This window comes from Gordonia sp. PDNC005 (assembly GCF_016919385.1).
Classification (GTDB): Bacteria; Actinomycetota; Actinomycetes; order Mycobacteriales; family Mycobacteriaceae; genus Gordonia.
Genome location: NZ_CP070351.1, coordinates 3,932,238 through 3,954,052 on the forward strand (window position 1 = coordinate 3,932,238; position 21,815 = coordinate 3,954,052).

Sequence of the window (21,815 nt, forward strand, 5' to 3'; positions counted from 1 at the left end):
CACGCCGCCCCCGCACACGACCGTGATCGTACTCAACCATCGAAAGGACGAGATCGACATGACGACAGAGACGGCCGTTCGGCCCGACGCAGTGAGCAAGCTGCTCGCGATGTCGGACATCATCACGCCCATCGCCATCCGGGCCGCGGCCACCCACCGTGTCGTCAGTGGTCTCGCCGCCGGTCAGACGGTCGCGGAGATCGCCGCCGACCGTGGACTCGACGGCGACGTCCTCGGCATCCTCGTCCGGTTTCTCGGCGAGATAGGCATCCTCGACGGCGACCCCAGCGCTCCCGCACCCACCGAGATCGGCGCGATCCTCGCCACCGCGGAGGACGGACTATCGCTGACGGGCATGCTCGGATTCGCCACCAAGTCTCTCGTCGCCCTCGACCACACCCTCGAGACCGGACGGGTCTCCGCCCTCGGTCTGTTCGGGGAGGACTTCTGGACTGCGCTCAGCCGCGACCGTGCGAACCTGCCGACAATCGAAGCGGAACTCGCCCGCGGCACCGCAGAGTACGACGAGGACGTCCTCATCGACGCCGTCGACTGGTCCAGCGCCGCGGCTGTCGTCGAGATCGGTGGCGGCGGAGGGCAACTGTTGAACCGGATTCTCGACGCGGCGCCCGAGGCGGTCGGCGTGCTTCTCGATCGGGGGCTCGTCGCCGAGGCCAGCGCCCAGCTCAATGCGCGCGGTCACAACGCCGACCGTGTCAGTGTCGTCGATCAGTCGTACTTCGACGAGATCGTGCCACGAGGCGACGTCTTCGTCATGTCCGCGGTGCTCGCCGATTGGGCCGATGAGCAGGCAGTTGCCCTGTTGCGGCGCTGCCGGGAAGCGGCGCAACGCGACGGTGCCCGGTTCATCCTCAGCGAGGTCACACTGCGTGCTGGGACGGCCCGCGAAGAGCTGTACTACCGCGCGATGGTCACCGTGCCCGTCCGCGAAACGGCAGAACTACTCGAACTCGGGCGCCGAGCGGGATTCGTCGACGGCACGGTCCTCGCCGAGACGCCCGCCAGGTCGGTCATCGAGTTCGTCGCGCCGTGAAGCTGCTGCTGGTCGTCACCGGTTCTGCGACCGCCGCCCACGTGCCCTACTGGATCAACTGGATCGCGATGCACCGCCCCGGCCACCGGGTCAGAGTGCTGGTGACCGAGGGCGCACGACGATTTGTCACCCCGGCGAGTCTCGCGTCGGCAGTCGTCGACGAGGTTCTTGTCGACGCGTGGGACGCGGTCGACGACAGGCCGGTGCACGTGGAGTACGCCGCCTGGGCCGACGGCGTGATCGTGTACCCGGCGTCGCAGAACTACCTCGCGGACCTGGCGTCCGACCGTGTCGACCGACCGTCACTGCTGACTATCGCTCTCAGCACCGCGCCGGTTGTCGTAGCACCGGGCCTACCGCCGGGCGGACTGGCCTCGCCGGGTCTGGTCCGGTCGTGGACGACGCTAGAGGAGCGCGGCTCCGCGACGGTCCTCTCGCCCGTGCCCGGCGTGAGCAAACACGATCCGACACTCACCTCGTGGGCGCCGGGGGACTTCACCGCGGCCGTCGCACTTGTCGAACCAGACCCGGAGCGGGTGGGCCGGACCGTGTTGCAGACGGACCTGCTGCGCACCGAGATCGACGACGCCGACAGCGGCGGCTGGACCTGGACGCGGACTCCGGGCACCGCGGCGCCAGCGCCGTTCACCGCACACTCGTCGCCGGAGTTCGCGGCGGTGCGCCGGTGGATGCCCGACGGTCTGCTCCTCGGGTCGGCCGTCGAAGACAGCCGCGTCTATACGGCACCCGCGCCCCGAAGCGTGGCGGGCGCACTGATCGACGACGGTCCGAGCGCCGTCGCCCCCGCCGTCCTCGAAGCCGTCGGCGCCTCGCTGCGCGAGCTGCACAGCACCCCTACCCCGGAGAACATCATTCGCGGGTCCACGAGGGGAGTCGACAGGCTCGTCAACTGGCTCGACGGGCGCGGGCTCGCGCCGACAGCCAGGGTGGCACGCGAACGCCTGAACGTGCTGCCCGGAGACGTCGCGGCGGGGCTGAGGACCGTCGTCTCGGCCCTGCTCGACGCGCCATCCGTACTCTGCCACGGCGCTCCGACACTCGGCTCGGTCGTGCTCGCCGGCGAACGCCCGTTGCTGCTGACCGGCGAAGACGTCGCGGTGGCGCCTGCCGACACCGATCTGCTGTGGGTGGTCGGCGAACTCGTCGAGTACGGACTCACCTTCGACGGCGCGGACAGCGGATGGACGGCTCACGTCGACGCGTTCCTCGCAGGATACGGCGGGTCCGGCCGAACGTCGGTGGCCGACCTCGCCGCAGTCCGCATCGCCCTGCACCTGCACGACTACATCGTGTACGTCGGTTGGTCGACGACGGAGTTCGACCGCTACCACCGGATGATCCGGTACCTACTGGAGAACGGAGACTCCCGATGAGGGACCTCGCCGCCGTCGACGAACGACTGTCCGCGTTGGGGCTCGGCGCCTTCGACGGTGCCGTCGAGACCAGCCTCGGGCGCAACAAGAACTTCCACGGACTCGCCACCACCGGGCAGCGACTGTTCGTGAAGTGGTTTCAACGTGACCCCGGCGGTGAACGATTCGATCGAAACCATGCGTTCGAGGCGACCGGGAGTGCAGTGCCGCGACGCCCGAACCTGATCCTCGACGACGCCGAACTCGGGATCGCGGTGTACGAGTACATCGAGGGCGTGGAGACGGCCACCCTGGCGGCGCGTGAGGATCGACTCGGGCCTCACCATGCGGCGGCGATGGGCGCACTGGTGGCGCAACTGCACGCCGTCGAACCTGTCGGCATCCGCCGCCACCGCTATGCGATGCCGCCGGACCTGCTCTTCGACGCGATGCCGCTGGAGATGTTCCTCGGTGCGACCGGGGCCGAACTCGAGATGTGGCGACTGATGCAAGGCGATCCGGAGATCGTCGAGGCGATCGCGACTCTGCGTCGCGTCGAGCACCGGGAGGACTACCGCACCGTCGTCGTGCACGGCGACCTGCGCCTCGATCAGTTCCTGGTCAAAGGCGACGATGTGCTGCTCACCGACTTCGAGGACGTCCGCATCGGCGATCCCGCCCGTGACCTCGGTGCGGTTGTCGGTGAACTGCTGTACACGGCGGTGATCGGGATTCCGGGCCGCCTCGCGGAACATCTGCCGTACGGGGCAGTGGTCGGACACGCCGACATCCTCGCCGAGGGGTCGTCGGCGGTGGAGGAGCGACGGCCGCTGATCGCGGCATTCATGGCGGCGTACCGAGAGCACGGCGGCGAGGTCGACGCGCGGACCGGTGAACGGATCATGCGGTTCGCAGGCTGGCACATGCTCGACCGGATGCTGGTGATGTCCGAGCGTGCCAACCTGATCGATGCGGTGACCCGTGGCGCCGCAGGCATCGGCCGCACGATCCTCGTCCAACCGTCGGGGTTCCTCGACCTGCTGTCGGAGTCGGCGCATGCACATTGATCCCGGATGCGAAGCAGTGCTCGACGCAGTGACCGTCGACCCGGATGGTCGTCGTGCAGACGTCGGCGGAACGGTGCTCGAAGCCGCCAGCGCACGCGAGTTGGAGGGACGGATGGCGGGGGCTCTCTACGAACGCTTCCACGCCCGGAAGATCACCGACGACGTGGACGACGACTTCTCCCATCTCCGTGACTTCGGCTTCGAGCGGCGTCTCGCCGAACCGGCGGCCGACGTCACGACATGCCATCGTGTCGACGTCGTGGAGCGGACGGACACCGGGGGAGTCGCCCTTATCGCGGGCGTGCGGGTGGCGCTGACCGTCGATCAACTGGCGTCGGTCGTCACCGACCGCGGTATCCAGACACTGCGGACCCCCGCGTCTCGACCCGCCTTGTCCCCGGGATTCTTCCTGGTCAGAGCGGCACCGGGGGAACGCCCGCTGTCCGGCCCGTTGCTCCGGCTGTACATCGGGCTGGCCGATGAGGAGGCGGGAGTCCGCGCGTGGTCACTGCTGCTCGATCACCTCGGTCCGGCGTCGTACGGCTGGCAGGCGAAGGTGCTGTCGAACCCGGCGCACTACCCGCGCACCGACGGACTCGTCGTGTACCTGGACTCCACCGGGTGGGGCGGCCTTCCACGCTTGATCCGCGAGCTCGACGCATCGGGTGTGGCGTCCGGCGAGACGTCGCACTACGTGCATCGACCGGCGTCGGGGATCGGCGTGGCGTTCGAGCCGCGGGACCCGAGGCCAGACCACGCCGGACTCAGTTTCGGGCAGCATCGGAGCCGAGTGATCGGCCACGCGCTCGTGGCAGCGGCCCTCGCGGGTGACTCTCGCGACGAACGCAGGTCGCGAGTTGTCGGAGAGCTGCTCGGCGCCAACATCGACCCGTCGTCCCTGGCGCGGAATCTCGGTTCACCCGCTGTTGCAGGCGTTGGGATACCGGTGTGACGGGCGATCGAGTGGTCCGATCGGGGCACGGTGGACTGCGGGTGGTCGCCGAGTCGAGGAACGTCGGCACCGTCGCGATCTCGGTGTGTGTCGGGGTCGGGTACCGATCCGATCCGGTCGGAGCGGACGGGCTCGCACATCTGACCGAGCACACGATGTATCACGGCGGACGGGGAAAGACGGAGCACGCACGGGCACTCGCCGCGGTCGGCGGGGTGTACGGCGCCAACACGCTGCCCGACACCACTGAGTTCTTCTGTGCCGCACCCGCGTCGTCGGTCGACGACGTGCTGCGGTTGGAAGCCGAGCGGATGCTCAACCCGCTGTTCGACGACGGGAGGATCGACCGTGAACGGGACATCGTCCTTCATGAAGTCGCCACTGTCGCCGCAGGTCACAGTTCTCCAGACCCGGCGTGGACCGATCAACTGCGGGCCCACGGACTGCCTCCAGAACTCACTCGCGACGGATTCGGCAGCGGCGACGGGTTCGGCGCCCTGGATGCGGCGTCCGTCGGTGCGTTTCATGCGCGGAACTACGGCTCGGATGGCACCGTGATCGGCGTGGTGGGCCCGGAGGACGCCCACATCCTCGCCGATCGTGTGCTCACGGCGTTCGCCGAACTCCCCATCGGGGGAGCGGCCCGGCCGACGGTGGCCGAAGCCCCGCGACCAGCGGCGCTGACCTCGCGCACGATCGCCGACGGTGAGGTCGTGGCCGCATCTGTCCTGGCACCGGGAGGTGCGGTGGAGACCGCGGCGCACATGATTCTTGGACTCATGCTCGCCGAGCATCGGCTGGCGGCGACGGTCGGTCGGCACGGTCCGTTCACCGCGGACGCCCCCGACATCGTCGCCGTCCGTGCTGCTTCGGCCGACCGCACCGGGGCGCTCGAGCGGTTGGTCTCCGCGTTGACTGCCGTCGTGGACAGGGTCGGCGGGCCGTCGCCACTCGACCGGGCGCGTACGCGCGCGCGACTCCTGCACGGCGGAGCACACCAGGTACCTGTTGCGCGGGCCCGTTCGTCTGCCCGAGGTCTGCTTCTGACCGGCCGGCCGGATCTGGAGGACCGCCTGTCGAGCGCGCTGGCTCGCGTGGACGAGAACAACGTCGCCGCAGCGGCGAACGACCTGCTCGGGGCGCTCCGATGACCCCACACGTCGACGTCGACCGACATGTCGTCGTCGCAATCGGGCCGGGCGACGACCTCGGTGTGGTGCACATCGTGGTCCATCTCCCGGAGGACGTGGACGTCGACGCGGCGCTGACCGCCGTCGCGTCCGGCTCCCGCTTCGCGGCGCTGTCGATGCGCGGGTTCCTGGTCGGTCTCGCTCGGCGCGATGGAACGGTCATCGCGACCTGCACCGCCCCCGCCGCCGACATCGTGTGGGCGGCCGAACAGCTCGACGCCGCTGTCGACGACCTCCCGACGATGAACGTTCCGGACACGACTGGCCCGGCTTCCGCGAACGAGTCCGTCGCGGATCTGATCCGGCGTCGGTTCGTTCACGACACGGCGCTGACAGGGGACGACCGCCCCGCATGGCGTGTCGTCGTGGAATCGCGACGCGAGGTGATCGTGGTCGCACCGCGGTTGACCTACTCGGGCCGGGCCCGGATCGCAGCTCTGGGGCGGGACGTCCCCGCCCCTGCGCGCCGGCTCGTCGTCGGTCTGACGCCGACACCGACACCGCTGACGTGTGCCGCCGAGAACGTGCCGTCACTCACCGTCACACACCTGCTGCCGACAGCGCCGACCACGTCGATGACGAATTCGGTGCTGGTCGCGGCGGTAGCCGGGTTCGCCGGCGCCGCGCTCGCAGACCGGCTCGGACGTCAACTCGGCGCCAGCTACAGCGTCGACGCCGCGCTGCGCTTCCACGGCGGCCGTCAACTCATCCAAGTCAGCGTCGGGATGCGCGAGGGAGAGGTTGATCTGATCCTCGACGAGGTCGCATCCTTCTTCGACGACGCACCGCGCCGTCTCCACGTGCCGGGACTTCTGGAGGCCGCCCGCGGGCATGTCGCCGGGGCGTTCGCGGTCGCGGCGTCGACAACCCCCGGCCTGGCGGACGCGCTGCTGTCGTTTGTCGTGAACGGGCTGCCCGCAGATCTGGTTGTCAGTGCACCGGCCGCGGCGGCGCGGGTGCATGTCGACGACGTCTGCCGACATTCGCGTTCGCTCTCGTCACGCACCTGGGCAGCCGTGCTGTCCGGACGAGGCGTCGCCTCCCCTTCCACGTTCGACGATTCGAGGACTCGATGACCGCACACTCCGTGTTCCTGCCGCTCCAGCCCGCCGACACCGGGGCCGCGATCCTGTTTGCGCGAGTGGCGCGTGACCACTCCGCCGCACGACTTTGGTGCGGTCAATCGCTCGCGATCGAGACCCAGGACATCTTCGCGTACCTGTCGGGCCTCGGCTACGGGTTGCCGTTCGGATCGGGCGTCGAGTTGATGCCGCTGCGCCATCCGTATCTGGCGGCCGCCGCCGCGCGATCGACGGCGCTCCTCTCAGGGCACGACTTCATCGCAGGGGTTGGCCCCGCGGCGACAGTGTTTCGCGACAGCATCGGTGTGGACTACCGATCACCGCTGCGAGCCACTCGTGAGTACCTCGCTGCGATGCGGGGACTGCTGGACGGCCACGGTTACGACTTCGGCGGACCCGGTGGGCCCGCAGTGCTCGCGCCGGTGGATGCACCGCCGGTGCGCATCGGGGTCGGGGTTCTGGGGAGCCGAATGGCGGCAGTCGCTGGAGAGTTCGCGGACGTCGCGGTCACGTGGCTCACGCCGCTGGAGTACTTGAAGGGCACGATCATGCCGATCATGGCGGACACCGCGCCGGCTGACCGCACGCCGTCTGTCTCGGCGGTTGTTCACTGCGCGGTGGCGCGTCCGGGACGAGACCTGGCGAAGACCGTTCAAGCGGTGGTGGGGGCGCACCTGTCGCTTCCGCATTATGTCGGGATGCTCAACGCCGCGGGTGTTCCCGTCGACGCTGCAGATCCGGCGCGTGGCTCGCAGGAACTGCTCGACCACGATGTGGTGCTCACCGGGACCGCGTCAGAGATCGCCGCCGGCCTTCAGGCGTATCGCGACGCCGGGGTCGACGAAGTCGCGGTGAATGTCGGCGGCGTCTACCTGACCGAGGGACCTGCCGCCGCCCTCGCCGACCTTGAAGCGATTCTCGACGAGGGCTAGGCGGAGGCTACTTCTGCTCGGAGCGGGTGGCGACGGGGATTGTGCCGAGTGCGGCGAGCACGAGGACGCCGAACACCGCGGCAAGAGCGAGCTGTGACTGCACGGCCAGGATGACCGCGACGATCGCGAAGATGACGGCCGCGAGCAGTCCTGCGACGACGGGAACCTTCATGGGGTGCCTCCAGAGAATCGATCGGTCATTACCTACTCAATTGTTGTGTTTTCCCAACATCGAACGCAACCGCAGAATCAGGTTCAGTCGGTGAACTTTCGGTGACTAGCGGACGGCGATCACGCTCATGCTCCGCCGGAAACTGTGAATTCGACCTCTTTCAGGGACCGCTCGCTAACACAAACGTGGCTCCGCGACGATGATCGAGATGTAGGTAAGTTCCATGTCTCGGGGAGGAGACACACATGCAGTCGAGCCGTCAGCGGCGTCGCCCGTCCTTCATCGACTTCGTTCGCAACCTGTCCGGACGTCGACGCGCCGCCAGTGCGCTCACCGAAGGCAGCGAACGTCTCGCTACCACCGCCGAGCTCATGGTGTTGCGAGTCGGACGCTGATCCCGCCGATCTCCACGACGTCGCCCGCCGTCAACTGACGGCCGCGGCGCGTCTCCACCTCGCCGTTCACCGACACGAGTCCGTCGCCGATCACGATCTTCGCGTCGGCGCCCGTCTCGATAAGGCTGGCAAGTTTGAGGAACTGACCCAATCGGATCGAGTCGTCCCGGATCTCGATTTCATCCACGTGACCATTCTGCCCCGTGGCGTGAGCAGTGGCCCGTCGGCACGACTACCGTCAGCGCTATGACCGACAGCCGCACCGTCAGAAACCCGGCCGACCTGTCTTCTCGTGAGGCCGCACGGCAGGCGTCTGCGGCACGGCGGGCGGTCGCCTCCGTCGGCCGCATCTCGCATCCCAGCGGTTTTGGACACACAGTTCCGCAGCGTGCAGGCGCGATCCTCGGTTTCTTCGCGATCGTGTCGCTGCTGTCGGCGATCATTCCGCCTCTCCACCGCTTGCTCCAGGTTCCGCGAACGTATCTCGACGGATACGTCTTTCCAATGCCGGGCGCAAGCCTGGCCTGGATCGTCGCGCTCGGTCTGATGGCGGTGTCTCTCGGACAGCGCAAGCGGATCGCCTGGTGGATCACCGTCGCGTTCCTGACGCTGTACGCGACGGCGAACTTCCTGGTGGTGCTGATCGGCCGCTCGGACCGTCGCTGGCACGACGAATGGGTGCCGTCCCTGATCGGGCTCTGCATCGATCTGCTGGCGCTCGGGGTCTTGATCGCGTCGTACCGCCAGTTCACGACACGTGTGCGACGAGGCGCGATCATGGCCTCGCTGGGTGTGCTCGTGACGGGATTCGCACTGGGGACGGTCGCGGGCTGGGGACTGGTGACGATCGCACCCGGAACCCTGCAGAGCCATGAGCGACTGCCCTACGTGTTCAATCATGTCGTCGCGTTCTCGACGCTTGAGATGCGCCGCCTCGGAGATCACCACAGCAACTGGACAGTCAACTGGTTGCTCGGTCTGTTCGGAGCGCTCGCCTTGATCGCCGCCGCGGTTGTGCTGTTCCGCTCGCAACGCTTGGCCTCACTGATGACGGCCACCGATGAACGCCTCATCCGGACCCTGCTCGAAACGTACGGCGAAGACGACTCGCTCGGTTACTTCTCCACGCGCCGCGACAAGGCCGTCGTCTTCTCGCCGGACGGTCGAGCCGCCATCACCTACCGCGTGGAACTGTCGACCGCGGTTGCAGGCGGCGATCCCATAGGCGATCCCGCCTCGTGGCCGGAAGCGATCGCCGAGTACATGGCTCTCGCCGAGAAGTACGGTTGGCATCCCGCCGTTCTCGGCGCGAGCACCGTCGGAGCCAGAGCGTACGAAGAAGCCGGCTTGACCGCCCTCAACATCGGCGACGAGGCGATCCTGTACGTCGCCGACTACTCACTGTCCGGCCCCGAGATGAAGAACGTCCGGAACTCGGTGTCGCGTGCCAAGCGTGCCGGTGTGACCGTCCGCATGCGTCGCATGAAAGACGTCGCCTGGCCGGAGGTCGGGGACGTAGTGCGGCGCGCCGACGAGTGGCGCGACACAGATGAGGAACGCGGCTTCGCGATGGCGTTGAGTCGCATGGGCGACCCCGACGACGGGGAGTGCCTGCTCGTGGAGGCCGTCGAGAAGGAGGGGACGCCGGAGGAGCGGGTGATCGGCATGCTGTCGTTCGTCCCGTGGGGCCGCACCGGTGTGTCCCTTGACCTGATGCGCCGCGACCGGAACGGCCCGAACGGTGTCGTCGAGACGATGGTGTCGGAGTTGGCGCGCAACGCCGAGAGCGTCGGCGTCACGCGGATCTCGTTGAACTTCGCGGCGTTCCGCGACTTCTTCGAGAAGGGCGACGAGATCGGCGCAGGGCCGGTGATGAAGGCGTCGCACGGTGTTCTCACGTTCTTCTCGCGGTTCTTCCAGATGGAGTCTCTGTACAAGTCGAATGCGAAGTACCGCCCCGCATGGGTGCCGCGGTACCTCTGCTACGAGGACGGTCTGTCGATTCCGCGGGCCGGGCTCGCCTCCGTGACGGCCGAGGGTTTCGTCCAACTGCCCGGCCGAAAATGGCGAGACCTTCAGTACACGAAGGGCGAGCCGTCGGTCCCCGCAGGCGTCGATGTGGACGAACTGATCGCGGACCTGCACCGCTGCGCTGCGGCCGCTGCGACGCCGACGGTCGTGCGACCCGAGCAGGTGCGCGTGCGCCTGGCCAAACTCGATCAACTCGCAGACCAGGGAGTGGACCCTTATCCGGTGGCGCAGCCGCCGTCGCACCCTGTCGCCGCCGCGGTCGCCGAGCCGATCGGCACCCGCGTCTCGGTCGCGGGACGCCTGACCAGACTGCGCGACTTCGGCAGCGTCGCATTCGCCCGTGTCCACGACTCGTCGGGGGAGATCCAACTCCTCGTCGAACCATCGAGCGTCGACGGCCCCGACTTCGCGTCGACGTTGGACCTCGGGGACCTGATCGGTGCATCAGGAGTGATCGGGACCAGTCGCACAGGCGAACTGTCCTTGATCGTCGACTCGTGGCGACTCAACGGCAAATGCCTGCATCCGCTTCCGGACAAGTGGAGCGGTCTGACCGATCCCGAGGCGAAGGTACGGCAGCGTTACCTCGATCTCGCCGTCGACCCGCGGGCCCGCGGCCTGCTCGTCACCCGTTCGGTGGTGGTGAAGGCTCTGCGCGATCATCTGTCCGACGCAGGGTTCCTCGAAGTGGAGACGCCGATACTCCAGCAGGTGCACGGCGGTGCCAACGCCACTCCGTTCCGCACTCACATCAATGCCTACGATCTGGACCTCTACCTGCGGATCGCGCCCGAGCTGTACCTCAAACGGCTGTGTGTCGGCGGGATCGAGAAAGTCTTCGAGCTGGGACGCAACTTCCGCAACGAGGGCGTCGACTTCTCCCACAACCCGGAGTTCACCAGCCTCGAGGCGTACGCCGCGCATCACGACTACCTGTCGATGATGACGTTGACTCGGGACATGATCGTGGCCGCCGCGACAGCCGCGCACGGCAGCCCGGTGATCTACCGGACCGGCGAGGACGGCGTCGTCGACGCGGTCGACGTCTCGGTGCAGTGGCCGGTCAAGACGGTTCATGGTGCCGTGTCGGAGGCGGTCGGGGTCGAGATCACCGCGCAGACCAGCGTCGCGGAGCTCACCGACCTGTGCCGCGGTCTCGACATCGCGTTGCGGCCGGACTGGGACGCCGGGCACATCGTCCTGGAGATGTACGAGCATCTCGTTGAGGATCGGACCGAGTTCCCGACGTTCTACATCGACTTCCCGACGTCCACGTCGCCGCTCACGAGGGCGCATCGCAGTGTCGACGGAGTGGCCGAACGTTGGGACCTCGTCGCGTGGGGCGTCGAACTCGGCACCGCCTACACCGAGCTCACCGATCCCGTGGAACAGCGACGGCGCCTCACCGCGCAGTCGGTGAAGGCGGCACGCGGCGACGCCGAGGCGATGGAGATCGACGACGACTTCCTCACCGCACTCGAATACGCCATGCCGCCGACGGGTGGCCTGGGCGTGGGAGTCGACCGAGTCGTCATGATGATCACCGGCACCTCGATCCGCGAATCCCTGGCCTTCCCTCTCGCCAAACCGCAGTGACCGATTCACCCGAGAGCTCACCTCGCTCAAAGGCGCAGGGGCAAAGCCAGCTCAAGGGACGGGGGAACTGGCGACGAGGTCGAACTCGGCGCGGCCGAGGCGCTCGCCGTTGACCTGAAGCTCGATCGCGTGCCGCCCAGGGTGATACTTCCGGGTCGTGATCACTTTGAACGAGTGGCGGCGGTTGATGTCCAGGACTTCGCCGGGCGCGAGGGTGCACGTTGTGAGTTTGAAGACCTTCTCGGTCTGCTTGCCGTTGGCCTTGCGGTGATGGACGACGTAGTCGATTGCGACACGCGCATCGTTCGCGCCGACGTTGCGGACCGCAGCGGTGAACCCGAGATCCTCGCCGATCCGCACGGTGCCGCCCGCCGTCCGGGGGCCGTCGACCTCCACGCTCACCGGCCCGAAGCCGAGAATGGCGAGGGCTGCGGGGTCGCCGCGCTTCACGAGGGTGCGCAGTGCGTGGCGGACGGTGGCTGCGGTGGTGTCGTCGGGGTCGGCCATCCATCGCTGCGCCGTCTCGACGACCAACTCGGGCGCGTGGCGGCTGACGTCGTTGAGATGGTTGGCGACTGAGCGTCGGACATAGTCACTCGGATCTCGGTAGAGAGCGTCCAGGATCGGGATTGCCGCTGCCGGGTCGGTGATCACGCCGGGTATCCGGGTACCCCATGGCAGATATGGGCGAGTGCCCTCCGATGCGAGACGTCGGACGTGTTCGTCGGTCGACGTCGTCCACCCCTGTGCGATCACCAGGCCGCGCGACAAATCGTGTCGTAGCAGAGCACGGATCGCGAACTCGGACGTCAGACGGCCGGTGAGTGTCGCGAGCATCGCCATCGCGTCGTCGAAGGCCTCCGCGCTGCCGTCGCCGACCGCCCGATCGGCGACGGCAGTGCTGACCGGCCACACCATCCACCCGGTGAGCCGAGGGCTCTCCACGGCCGCCGACACGACGGTGGCGAGGATGGGATAGTCGCCGGGGACGGCATCAAGCAGGGCGTCGCGCAGGAGGTCGGACCGCTCACGCAGAGGCAGTCCGTCGAACCGGCCGGCAGCGGCTCCGACTCCGGAGAACTCGGCATCCGGTGCCGCCCCTTCCAGCACCGCCTGCAATTCACGGGCGACATCAGGACCGAGGAGTTCGTCGGCGGTGGGCATGACCAATATTGTGCCGGGACGGTCTGACAAGTCGCGAGGCCGTCACCGTCGGTGAATGTTGAACGAGCGCAGGCGCGATTCACCCGACCGGCCGCGGTGGCCCTTCGCGAAATGTGCACCGCACACAAGGTGCGGGCGTCCATACGGCCTCGTAGGTCCGCTCAGGTGCACATTTCGCGGTGATCGGACGATGCGCGGCGAAGCATCACATATGACTCGCCGGTAACAACGCTTAGACTCGAGGTCATGACCTCGCTGAACTTCACCCCGACCGCAGACCTCGTCGATGAGATCGGCGCCGACGTGCGCAGCTGCGACACGCAGTTCACCCAGTACGGCGGCAACCGCGAGTTCGTCGGCACCGTGACGACCGTGCGCTGCTTCCAGGACAACGCGCTGCTCAAGTCGATCCTGTCGGAGCCCAACGAGGGCGGCGTGCTCGTCATCGACGGCGACGCATCGGTGCACACCGCGCTGGTGGGCGACATCATCGCCGAGCTCGGCCGGTCGAACGGCTGGGTCGGGATCATCGCGAACGGCGCGATCCGCGACGCGAAGACGATCGGCGGAATGGCGATCGGCGTCAAGGCGCTCGGCACCAATCCCCGCAAGTCGACCAAGACCGGTGCGGGCGAGCGTGACGTGCCCGTGGAACTCGGCGGCGTCACCTTCACGCCCGGCGACATCGCCTACTCCGACGACGACGGCATCGTCCTTGTCGCGCAGGCCGACTGACCGGCCCGGACAAGCCTCACCGAACACTGACACCCTCGAACAAGGAGCAGTAATGCCGAAGCCGTCACCCGACTACTTCGCTCGCCTCGCCGCGCTGATCGCGATCGACGGAGAGCGTCCCACCAAGCCGGTTCTCGAAGCGTTCAGCGGCGCCGAGATGGCGACCATCCCCGTCGGCACCGCCGACGACATCGAACTGGCCGTCGCGCGGGCACGTGCGGCTCAGGTCCAGTGGGGCGCGCAGTCGCCGCAGAGCCGTGCGAAGGTCCTCAACCGATTCTCCGAACTGGTGCACGACGCCGCGCAGGAACTGATGGACATCGCGCAGGCCGAGACCGGCAAGGCGCGCATCTACGCGCAGGAAGAGGTCATCGACGTCGCGCTGACCGCTCGCTATTACGCGCAGCAGGGCCCGGCGATGCTCGCCGATCAGCACGTTCAAGGCATGCTGCCGGGTGCCACGGACGTCCGCGTCCGGTACCAGCCCAAGGGAGTCGTCGGTGTCATCAGCCCGTGGAACTACCCGTTGACTCTCGCCGTGTCGGACGCGGTTGCTGCGCTGATCGCGGGCAACGCCGTCGTCATCAAGCCCGACAGCAACACCCCGTACTGTGCGCTCGCCCTCGCTGAACTCCTGTACAAGGCGGGACTGCCGCGAGAGCTGTTCGCCGTCGTCCCCGGACCCGGATCTGTCGTCGGTCAGGCGATCGTCGCCACCACCGACTACCTCATGTTCACGGGCTCGTCGGCCACCGGTGCGACCCTCGCGGCGCAGGCGGGCAAGCGTCTCATCGGCTTCTCGGCCGAACTCGGCGGCAAGAACCCGATGATCATCACCGAGGGCGTGAACATCGACGACGCCGTCGCAGGCGCCGCCCGCGCGTGCTACTCCAACTCGGGCCAGCTGTGCATCTCGATCGAGCGCATCTACGTCGAACGGTCGATCGCCGACGAATTCACCTCCAAGTTCGCCGAGCACGTCAAGAACATGACCCTCGCGGGCACGTACGACTTCAACGCCGACATGGGCTCACTCGCCTCCGCGCAGCAGATCGAGACCGTGCAGGCGCACGTCGACGACGCCGTCGCCAAGGGCGCCAGGGTACTGGCGGGTGGCCGCAAGCGTGCCGACCTCGGCCCGTTCTTCTACGAGCCGACAGTCCTGGAGAACGTGTCGGACGAGATGACCTGCTTCGCCGACGAGACCTTCGGTCCGCTCGTGTCGATCTACCCCGTCGACTCGGTCGACGAGGCTATCAAGCGTGCCAACGACACCGAGTACGGTCTCAACGCCAGCGTCTTCGCAGGCAGCACCGCGCAGGCGCAGAAGATCGCCGAGCAGCTCCGTGCGGGAACCGTGAACATCAACGAGGGCTACGCCGCCGCGTGGGGCTCCACTGCGGCGCCGATGGGCGGCATGGGTGTGTCGGGTGTCGGACGACGCCACGGCCAGGAGGGGCTCCTCAAGTACACCGAGCCGCAGACCATCGCGACCCAGCGCGTCATCGGACTGGACGGCATCAAGGGAATCCCGCAGGGTCTGTTCCTGAAGCTCACGCCGACACTTCTCCGTTCGTTGAAGTACCTGCCCGGCAGGTAGTCAGCGCGGCACGTCGACGGCGCTGACACCGGGGATCACACTGATCACGGTTGGCGGCGCCTGGTATTGCTCACGAAGCACAGACACGGTCGCGACGACCGGCCCGGCGCCGGTGGTCGCGACCGCTGTCGTCGGGAGGGGCGACGGGTAGCCGGTGCTGCCGGCGACGGTCTTCCAGTGTCGGAGGTTCAGGTGCCCCGTGGCCCCTGTGCGCAGGTTGTGCCACTGCACCCGCAGGTACCGGTAGCTGTACTGGTAGTGACGACTACTGTGACTATCGCCACGGTAGCGAAGTCCGTTAGTCCGTTCGGACTACAACGCTGACTTCGATCAGACGCGACGCGCGACGTACCTGGCGCCGGCGTCGGTCATGCCGTTGACCGGATACAGCAGATGCATGGCGTTCGGTCCACCCAGGCGGGCACCGTTGCAGATGGTGTCGCCGGCAGCGCAGTAACGCACCGTCTTGCCGCGGTACGCCCGGCCGACGTGCATGGTCGGGGCCTTCGCGTCGCGCAGGAAGCGATCCGACGGCGGACCGAACAGGACGACGGCCTTCACGTGCGGTGCGATGGAGGCGGGGAGTGGTTTCGGCGTGTAGCGCTGGTAAGCGGCGTAGCTCGGCGGCATCCGCACGTCGTCCGCGACCGCATAGGCGGCCAGGGCCGCACCCTGTGAGTACCCGCCGACAACGATGTCGGTCGAGGGGCATGCGGCGGCGATCTGCTTGATTCGACTCTGCGCCGACTTCACCCCGTTGATGAAGGTGTGCGCGAACGCCAGCTTGTCGCGGAAGTCGCTGCTGGCCCGGTAGGAGACTGCCTCGACGCGGACGCGCTTTCCCGGCAGTGCCGCGCGGACCGAGCGTTCGAACGCGATCCCGGTGACACCCAGGGGCGGGGCCGTCTCGGCGGTTCCGCGCGCGAACAGGACGTGGACGTCGGCGCACTTGGGGGCCGCGTCAGCGGGCGCCGGCAGGGCTGACGAGACACCCGTGAACGCGGAGGCGGCCAGGACACTGCAGACGATCAGTCGCTTCAGCACACGGCCATCGTAACCACGCGAACGTCAGGCCGGGTGGACGTTGAGGCGCGCGAGCAAGTCGTTGTCGATGGCTGTGAGCTCGTTGTCGATGGCACGCTGAGCCGATTTCCGCTGCGCAGGGGGCATCGTGTCGGCGGCGTCGGCTGCCACTAGAAGGTTGTCGAGCCTGCCCGTCATCGCGTCGACGAATGCGCGTCCTTCGGCGGTCGTCTCGGCCGCGGCGACCTTCTGAGCGGATTCGCGTGAGGTCGCGATTCGGGCGCGGAGGGCGGCGCTCGGGCCGCCGAACTGCGTCAACACCGACGCGGGGACACCTGCGCGCTGTGCTTGCAGCTCGGTGAGCTGAGCGCGTGCCGCGACCGCGGCGCGATAGGCGATCGGCACCACGATCGGCGCCGCCAGACGGCCGACGGCGAGATAGCGCTTCATCTTCGTCGTAGTGAAGAACGCCGCCTCAGCTGCGGCCTTGCTCTGTTCGGCGACCGTCTTGGCTTCAGCCGCAGCGACCTTCTGCTGTGCTTTGGCGTCGGCCTTGATCGTTTTGCGTTCCTGCTTCTGGGCGCGCTTATGGAACTTCTGCTCCGTGCGGAGGTCCTTCTTGCGCAGTTTGCGTTCGGCCGCGGTGGACGCTTTCGCCTCGGCCTTGGCGCGGTACTTGATCGCCTTCTCTTCGCCCTTGCGGATCTTCTTCTCCGCCTTGCGTTCCGTACGCTCTTCGCGCACCGATGAGAGCAGTCCCATGCCCGGCCTTCCGTGACGAAACTCGACACCTGCAAATGATTGTCTCCAGCTTTGCATAGTCTCGTGGGGTAGTGAATCACTCGGTCCGCCGTGGGCCGGGGTGTCGATGTGATGTGGGGGTGCAGCCGTGAGTTCTGCCGTTCTGGGGGCGCGGAACCTCACCGGCTGCGAGCATCGCCTGGCGCTCGACTTCACCGAGCACGGTGACGCCGCGGCGTCGGACACCTCGCCGGAGGCCCGCAGGCGGATCGAAGCGGCTCAAAGCCATCGCGATCACGTGATCAACACCCTGCACGGATTTCAGAGCGACCGATCGTCGTCCGACGTCGTGACGGTGGAGGCGGGGGCGCATCGCGAGCGGGTGGAGCAGACGCGCCGGGCGATGGAGGCCGGAGCCACGTGGATCTTCCGCGCCGCGCTGCCGACTGACGTCGAACGTGGGAGACGCGGGCACGCCGAGGCGCTCTTCCGGCTCGGCGACGGCTACCTGCCGATCATCGTCGTGAATCACCGGGTTACGACGCTGGTCAGCGGGGAGCGGCCCGCGGACGCGCCGCCGCCGACACTGCGCACCTCCCCGTTGTGGGGTTGGCATCCGGCCGTCGACGCCACGCGATCGGCCCGTTCGCAGCGGCGCGACGTGATGCGATTGGCTCACTTGACAGCGATGCTCGACGATCTCGATTGGGGTACGGCCGACGCTGGTGCCAGAGTCGGCGGTCTCATAGGTCTGGATGCGGACTGCATGGTCGCAGTGTCGTTGGATGCGGCGCTGGCCGAGTACGCAGCCGAGTTCGAGCGTCGCCACGCGATCGCGGAGGGCAGCGTGCCCACGGTAGCGCGACGAGTCGGCGAGTGCCGTAGCTGCCACTGGTGGGCACGGTGTGAAAGCGAACTGGCCGATCGTCGTGATGTGAGTCTGGTGGTCGGCGGGAGCCAGGCCACCGTTCTGCAAGAAGCCGGCATCGCGACGTTCGACGCGCTGGCGGACTACCGCGGAGATCCCCCAGACGACTGGCCGGCGGCAGTCCCGTTCGCCGACGCGATCGTCTCCGCCGCCAGCTGGGTGGACGACATCCCGCTCGTCCGGCGACTCGATCGGCCACGCCTGCGCCGAGCAGACATCGAGGTGGACGTCGACATGGAGAGCTACTCCGAACGCGGCGCCTACATGTGGGGAACGCTCCTGACCGACAACACCGATACCTCACGCGAAGTGCGCTACCTGCCGTTCGTCACCTGGGATCCGCTGCCGACTCTCGACGAGGGGCGTTCGTTCGCCGAGTTCTGGAACTGGATGGCGGCGGAACGACGCGCCGCGCGCAAGGCCGGAAAGACGTTCGCCGCGTACTGCTACTCGCAGCAGGCGGAGAATCGGTGGCTGCGCGGCAGCGCCGACCGATTCCACGGTGTGGTTCCCGGGGTCCCGTCGCGAGCCGAGGTCGACGCGTTCATCGGATCGAAGGAATGGGTCGACGTCTTCGAGGCTGTCGGCAAGAACTTCGTCTGCCCACGCGGAAAGGGTCTCAAGCGAATCGCACCCGTGGCGGGTTTCAACTGGCGCGACTCCGAGGCGAGCGGAGAGGCGTCGATGGAGTGGTATGCGGCAGCAGTGGCCTTGGACGGCGCGGCGTTCGACGAGTCTCAACGCGCGCGTCTGCTCACGTACAACGAAGACGACGTTCAGGCGACAAAGGTGCTGCGCGAATGGATCTCATCCCAGGAGGTCCTCGAACTCCCCACCGTGCGAGAGGTCCTCACACGCCGCGCCTCAGCGAGTGCGGGCCCTACTTCGCAATCTGTGTGACGCCTTCGGCGGTCTCGTCGATCTCGGCGCGTGCGGCGGCCTCCGCGGCACGACGGCGGTTGGTGGAGATGATCCACACGACGCCGAGGGCGGTGATGACCAGAGCGCCGACGATAGTGAGGGCCGCGACCAGCGCAGACGCGCCGGTGAGCCCTTCGACGATCAACCAGACCGCAAAACCGAAGAAGAGCACAGCGGCGCCGAGTGCGATGGTGCGCTCGGGCAGATGCCTACCGAGCGTGCGTCCCACGATGATCGCCAGGGCGTCGGCGGCCACCATGCCGACGGTGGAGCCGATCCACACGCCGAGCCAGTCGTGGTCGGCGGCGAGTGCGATCGTCGCGAGCATCGTCTTGTCGCCGAGTTCGGCCAGCAGGAACGACGACATGACGGCGAAGAACACCGACCGTCCCACACGTCCCGCGCGGGATGCCTCGTCGTCGTCCAACTCGTCGCCGCGGACCGTCCACAGTCCGAACACCAGCATGGACAGGCCGCCGACGATCGACATCAACTCGGTCGGGATCGACAGACCGAGGAAATGTCCGAGGAACACCGACGCGGCGTGCACCAGGGTCGTCGCCGTCAAGATCGCGGTCAACACCACCCACCAGCGGTAACGCAGGGCAAACGTCATCGCCATCAACTGGGACTTGTCGCCGAGCTCGGCGACGAAGATGACGGCGAAACTCAGCGCCAGGGCAGCGAACATACCGCCACGTTAGGGTGACCTGCGTCCCACAATCAACTCACCTGCGGACCCGCATAACCGCAGGTGGGCGGCCCTGATCGGCCTGTTCGGGCGGCCGAAACCTCGTGTGCGGATCGGGCGGATCGCCCACCAGGCACAATGGTGCGGTGACCTTCCCTGCAGTCGACGACCGCCGCGTCGTCACCGGGCCCCTACGACCGATCGAGATCGCGTCCATCGCGATCTTCAGCGGTCTCACCGTGGTGCCGGCCGTGATCGTCGCGGTCGTGCCGATGGCCGCCGCCCTCGGATTCCTCACTCCCGTCCCGATTGCGCTGCTCGCCGCGCGGACGCGCCTGCGGGCCGTGATCGCAGCCGTCGTCACGACGGTCGCCGTCACTTTCGCCGTCGCCGGACTCGGCACCGCTTTCGGAGTCGCGGTGACGGCTGTGATCGGCGGAATCGTCGGTGAGGTTCGCCGTCGAGGCGGTGGCCTGATCGTTCTCAGTGCACTGTCGGTGTTCATCGCCCCCGCCATCGCGGGCATCACGGTCTTGTTGATGTGGGTGCTCAAACCGCTGCGGACGCTCGGCCTCGAGGTGTTCGACAATGTCCTCGCAGGTATCGCGAAGACGCTTCGCGCGGTCAAACTGACCGGTGCAGGAGACGCCGTCGAGAGCTTCTCCGGCAATGTCGTCGACAACTGGTGGCTGTGGCTGTGGATCCCCGGCGCCATCGGTACGTTCCTGACGTTGATCCTGGCAGGCTGGTGCCTCGGCAAGGTGCTCGATCGCCTCGCCGATGTGAAGCTCGACGACACGCTCGAGGCCGCGCACATCGTCGATGACAGTGAGCCCGACCCGTTGCCGCTGCGGGCGGTCGGCGTCGGATACCGCTACCCGGGCACCTCGCGTGACGTTCTGACCGGCATCGACCTGGAACTGCATCCGGGTGAGTTCGTGGCGATTGTCGGAGCGAACGGGTCGGGGAAGTCGACGCTCGCGAAGCTCGTCGCCGGAGTCGAACCGACATCGGGTGCCGTCCGACGGCCGGGCGCGCCCGGCCTGGGTCGTCGCGGCGGCACCGCGCTCGTCCTACAGCGGCCGGAAGCTCAGATGCTCGGCTCGCGAGTGGCCGACGACCTCGTGTGGGGCCTCCCGGACGGCGACGTCGTCGACGTCGAAGGCCTCCTCGCCGAGGTGGGACTGGCGGGTCTCGGCGACCGGGACACGTCGGACCTGTCGGGCGGCCAGCAGCAGCGTCTCGCGGTCGCTGCGGCGTTGGCCCGCGGACCGCGACTGGTGATCGCCGACGAGGTGACGTCGATGGTCGATCCCCGGGGGCGCGAGGAGTTGATCGGCATCCTGGCCGAACTCCCGCGCCGCCACGGCATCACCGTTGTACTGATCACTCACCGTGATTCGGAGGCCAGGGCCGCTGACCGCATCGTGCACCTCGCCGACGGCCGAGTGGTTGCTCACCATCCCGAATGGATGCGACCGGAGCAGAGCGCGCCCGCACTGGCGTCCTCGCACGCCGGAGGGGAGCCGTTGCTCGTCGTCTCCGATGTCGCACACACGTATCTGCAGGGATCTCCCTGGGAGGTGACGGCCCTGCACGATGTGAACCTCCGCGTGGACCGCGGCGACGGGGTGTTGATCGTCGGCGGAAACGGGTCGGGCAAGTCGACGCTCGCCTGGATTCTCGCCGGACTGAGCAAGCCGACCTCCGGCGATGTGCTGATCGACGGCGAACCGATCGCGGACAACGTCGGCAGCGTCGGGCTCGGCTTCCAGCACGCGCGTCTGCAGCTGCAGAAGGTGACCGTCGGCGACGAGATCATGGCGGTCGGCGGAGAGAGTGTCGGCACCAGCGAAGTGGGACGGGTCCTCGACCTCGTCGCACTTCCGCGTGAGTTCGCTGCGAAACGGGTCGACTCCCTGTCCGGCGGCCAGATGCGCCGAGTGGTCCTGGCGTCGTTGATCGCGTCGGACCCCGACGTCCTGGTCCTCGACGAGCCTCTCGCCGGCCTCGATCCGCAGGCCCGCGAAGAGGTGCTGGGCGTCCTCGCTCGCTTGCGGGACGACGGCGCGACGATCGTGATCATCTCCCACGACCTCGAATCTCTCGATCGGGTGTGCAACCGCCGCGTCGAACTCGCCGCGGGTGTCCTGGAAGGCGGTGCATGA

The 21,815-nt window shown here is 67.7% G+C and carries 20 protein-coding genes; 13 read left to right on the forward strand and 7 right to left on the reverse strand.

Going from position 1 to position 21,815, the window contains the following annotated elements:
• Positions 1-58 precede the first annotated feature (58 nt).
• The 7 genes from JVX90_RS18980 to JVX90_RS19010 are packed head-to-tail and all read left to right on the forward strand — an operon-like array spanning position 59 to position 7,650.
• On the forward strand, positions 59-1,054 hold the full coding sequence (locus JVX90_RS18980; RefSeq protein ID WP_205330200.1) for a methyltransferase: 996 nt from the start codon (positions 59-61) through the stop codon (positions 1,052-1,054).
• Positions 1,051-2,448 carry a flavoprotein gene (locus JVX90_RS18985; RefSeq protein ID WP_205330201.1) on the forward strand — a complete coding sequence of 466 codons (1,398 nt, stop codon included), beginning with the start codon at positions 1,051-1,053 and terminating at the stop codon, positions 2,446-2,448. The genes JVX90_RS18980 and JVX90_RS18985 overlap by 4 nt, the downstream gene beginning before the upstream one ends.
• Positions 2,445-3,494, forward strand: a complete 1,050-nt coding sequence (lxmK, locus tag JVX90_RS18990; protein WP_205330202.1) for a class V lanthionine synthetase subunit LxmK — start codon at positions 2,445-2,447, stop codon at positions 3,492-3,494. The genes JVX90_RS18985 and lxmK overlap by 4 nt, the downstream gene beginning before the upstream one ends.
• Positions 3,484-4,446: a T3SS effector HopA1 family protein gene (locus JVX90_RS18995; protein ID WP_205330203.1), complete on the forward strand. Its 963-nt coding sequence runs from the start codon at positions 3,484-3,486 to the stop codon at positions 4,444-4,446. The genes lxmK and JVX90_RS18995 overlap by 11 nt, the downstream gene beginning before the upstream one ends.
• Positions 4,443-5,597, forward strand: coding sequence for an insulinase family protein (locus tag JVX90_RS19000; RefSeq protein WP_205330204.1), 1,155 nt, complete (start codon positions 4,443-4,445; stop codon positions 5,595-5,597). The genes JVX90_RS18995 and JVX90_RS19000 overlap by 4 nt, the downstream gene beginning before the upstream one ends.
• Positions 5,594-6,712 (forward strand): hypothetical protein, encoded by a 1,119-nt coding sequence (locus JVX90_RS19005; RefSeq protein WP_205330205.1) that lies wholly within the window; start codon positions 5,594-5,596, stop codon positions 6,710-6,712. Before JVX90_RS19000 ends, JVX90_RS19005 begins: the two co-directional genes overlap by 4 nt.
• Positions 6,709-7,650, forward strand: coding sequence for an LLM class flavin-dependent oxidoreductase (locus tag JVX90_RS19010; protein ID WP_205330206.1), 942 nt, complete (start codon positions 6,709-6,711; stop codon positions 7,648-7,650). Before JVX90_RS19005 ends, JVX90_RS19010 begins: the two co-directional genes overlap by 4 nt.
• A 7-nt stretch (positions 7,651-7,657) precedes the next feature.
• Here the strand turns inward: JVX90_RS19010 and JVX90_RS19015 are convergent, their stop codons facing one another.
• A complete protein-coding gene (locus tag JVX90_RS19015) occupies positions 7,658-7,822 on the reverse strand; it encodes a hypothetical protein (protein WP_205330207.1) in 165 nt (54 codons plus the stop codon).
• Positions 7,823-8,067: 245 nt separating this feature from the next.
• Between JVX90_RS19015 and JVX90_RS19020 the strand changes: the two genes are divergently transcribed.
• Positions 8,068-8,217, forward strand: coding sequence for a hypothetical protein (locus JVX90_RS19020; protein ID WP_205330208.1), 150 nt, complete (start codon positions 8,068-8,070; stop codon positions 8,215-8,217).
• Here the strand turns inward: JVX90_RS19020 and JVX90_RS19025 are convergent.
• Positions 8,192-8,404, reverse strand: coding sequence for an RNA-binding S4 domain-containing protein (locus JVX90_RS19025; protein WP_008380395.1), 213 nt, complete (start codon positions 8,402-8,404; stop codon positions 8,192-8,194). The genes JVX90_RS19020 and JVX90_RS19025 overlap by 26 nt on opposite strands.
• A gap of 59 nt (positions 8,405-8,463) precedes the next feature.
• Between JVX90_RS19025 and lysX the strand changes: the two genes are divergently transcribed.
• Positions 8,464-11,844, forward strand: a complete 3,381-nt coding sequence (gene lysX, locus JVX90_RS19030; protein WP_205330209.1) for a bifunctional lysylphosphatidylglycerol synthetase/lysine--tRNA ligase LysX — start codon at positions 8,464-8,466, stop codon at positions 11,842-11,844.
• 51 nt (positions 11,845-11,895) lie between these two features.
• Here the strand turns inward: lysX and JVX90_RS19035 are convergent, their stop codons facing one another.
• Positions 11,896-13,008 (reverse strand): DNA alkylation repair protein, encoded by a 1,113-nt coding sequence (locus JVX90_RS19035; RefSeq protein ID WP_205330210.1) that lies wholly within the window; start codon positions 13,006-13,008, stop codon positions 11,896-11,898.
• Positions 13,009-13,254: 246 nt separating this feature from the next.
• Here JVX90_RS19035 and rraA point away from each other — a divergent pair, with 246 nt between their 5' ends.
• Together rraA and JVX90_RS19045 are read left to right on the forward strand one after the other, a co-directional pair.
• Positions 13,255-13,743 carry a ribonuclease E activity regulator RraA gene (gene rraA, locus JVX90_RS19040; RefSeq protein ID WP_205330211.1) on the forward strand — a complete coding sequence of 163 codons (489 nt, stop codon included), beginning with the start codon at positions 13,255-13,257 and terminating at the stop codon, positions 13,741-13,743.
• 52 nt (positions 13,744-13,795) lie between these two features.
• Entirely contained in the window at positions 13,796-15,343 is a 1,548-nt protein-coding gene (locus JVX90_RS19045) for a succinic semialdehyde dehydrogenase (protein ID WP_205330212.1), read from the forward strand.
• On the opposite strand, the gene JVX90_RS19050 is transcribed toward JVX90_RS19045, so the two are convergent.
• The 3 genes from JVX90_RS19050 to JVX90_RS19060 all read right to left on the reverse strand — a co-directional run bounded on the left by JVX90_RS19050 (position 15,344) and on the right by JVX90_RS19060 (position 17,128).
• Complete coding sequence (locus JVX90_RS19050; RefSeq protein ID WP_205330213.1) at positions 15,344-15,574, reverse strand: hypothetical protein; 231 nt, start codon at positions 15,572-15,574, stop codon at positions 15,344-15,346.
• A 99-nt stretch (positions 15,575-15,673) separates the two neighbouring features.
• A complete protein-coding gene (locus JVX90_RS19055) occupies positions 15,674-16,387 on the reverse strand; it encodes a cutinase family protein (RefSeq protein ID WP_240193966.1) in 714 nt (237 codons plus the stop codon).
• Between the two features lie 24 nt (positions 16,388-16,411).
• Complete coding sequence (locus JVX90_RS19060) at positions 16,412-17,128, reverse strand: DUF6474 family protein (protein ID WP_205330214.1); 717 nt, start codon at positions 17,126-17,128, stop codon at positions 16,412-16,414.
• 127 nt (positions 17,129-17,255) lie between these two features.
• Here JVX90_RS19060 and JVX90_RS19065 point away from each other — a divergent pair, with 127 nt between their 5' ends.
• Positions 17,256-18,935, forward strand: coding sequence for a TM0106 family RecB-like putative nuclease (locus JVX90_RS19065; protein WP_205330215.1), 1,680 nt, complete (start codon positions 17,256-17,258; stop codon positions 18,933-18,935).
• Here the strand turns inward: JVX90_RS19065 and JVX90_RS19070 are convergent.
• Positions 18,916-19,647 (reverse strand): TMEM165/GDT1 family protein, encoded by a 732-nt coding sequence (locus tag JVX90_RS19070; protein WP_205330216.1) that lies wholly within the window; start codon positions 19,645-19,647, stop codon positions 18,916-18,918. The genes JVX90_RS19065 and JVX90_RS19070 overlap by 20 nt on opposite strands.
• A gap of 146 nt (positions 19,648-19,793) precedes the next feature.
• Between JVX90_RS19070 and JVX90_RS19075 the strand changes: the two genes are divergently transcribed.
• Positions 19,794-21,815 (forward strand): ATP-binding cassette domain-containing protein, encoded by a 2,022-nt coding sequence (locus JVX90_RS19075; protein ID WP_205330217.1) that lies wholly within the window; start codon positions 19,794-19,796, stop codon positions 21,813-21,815.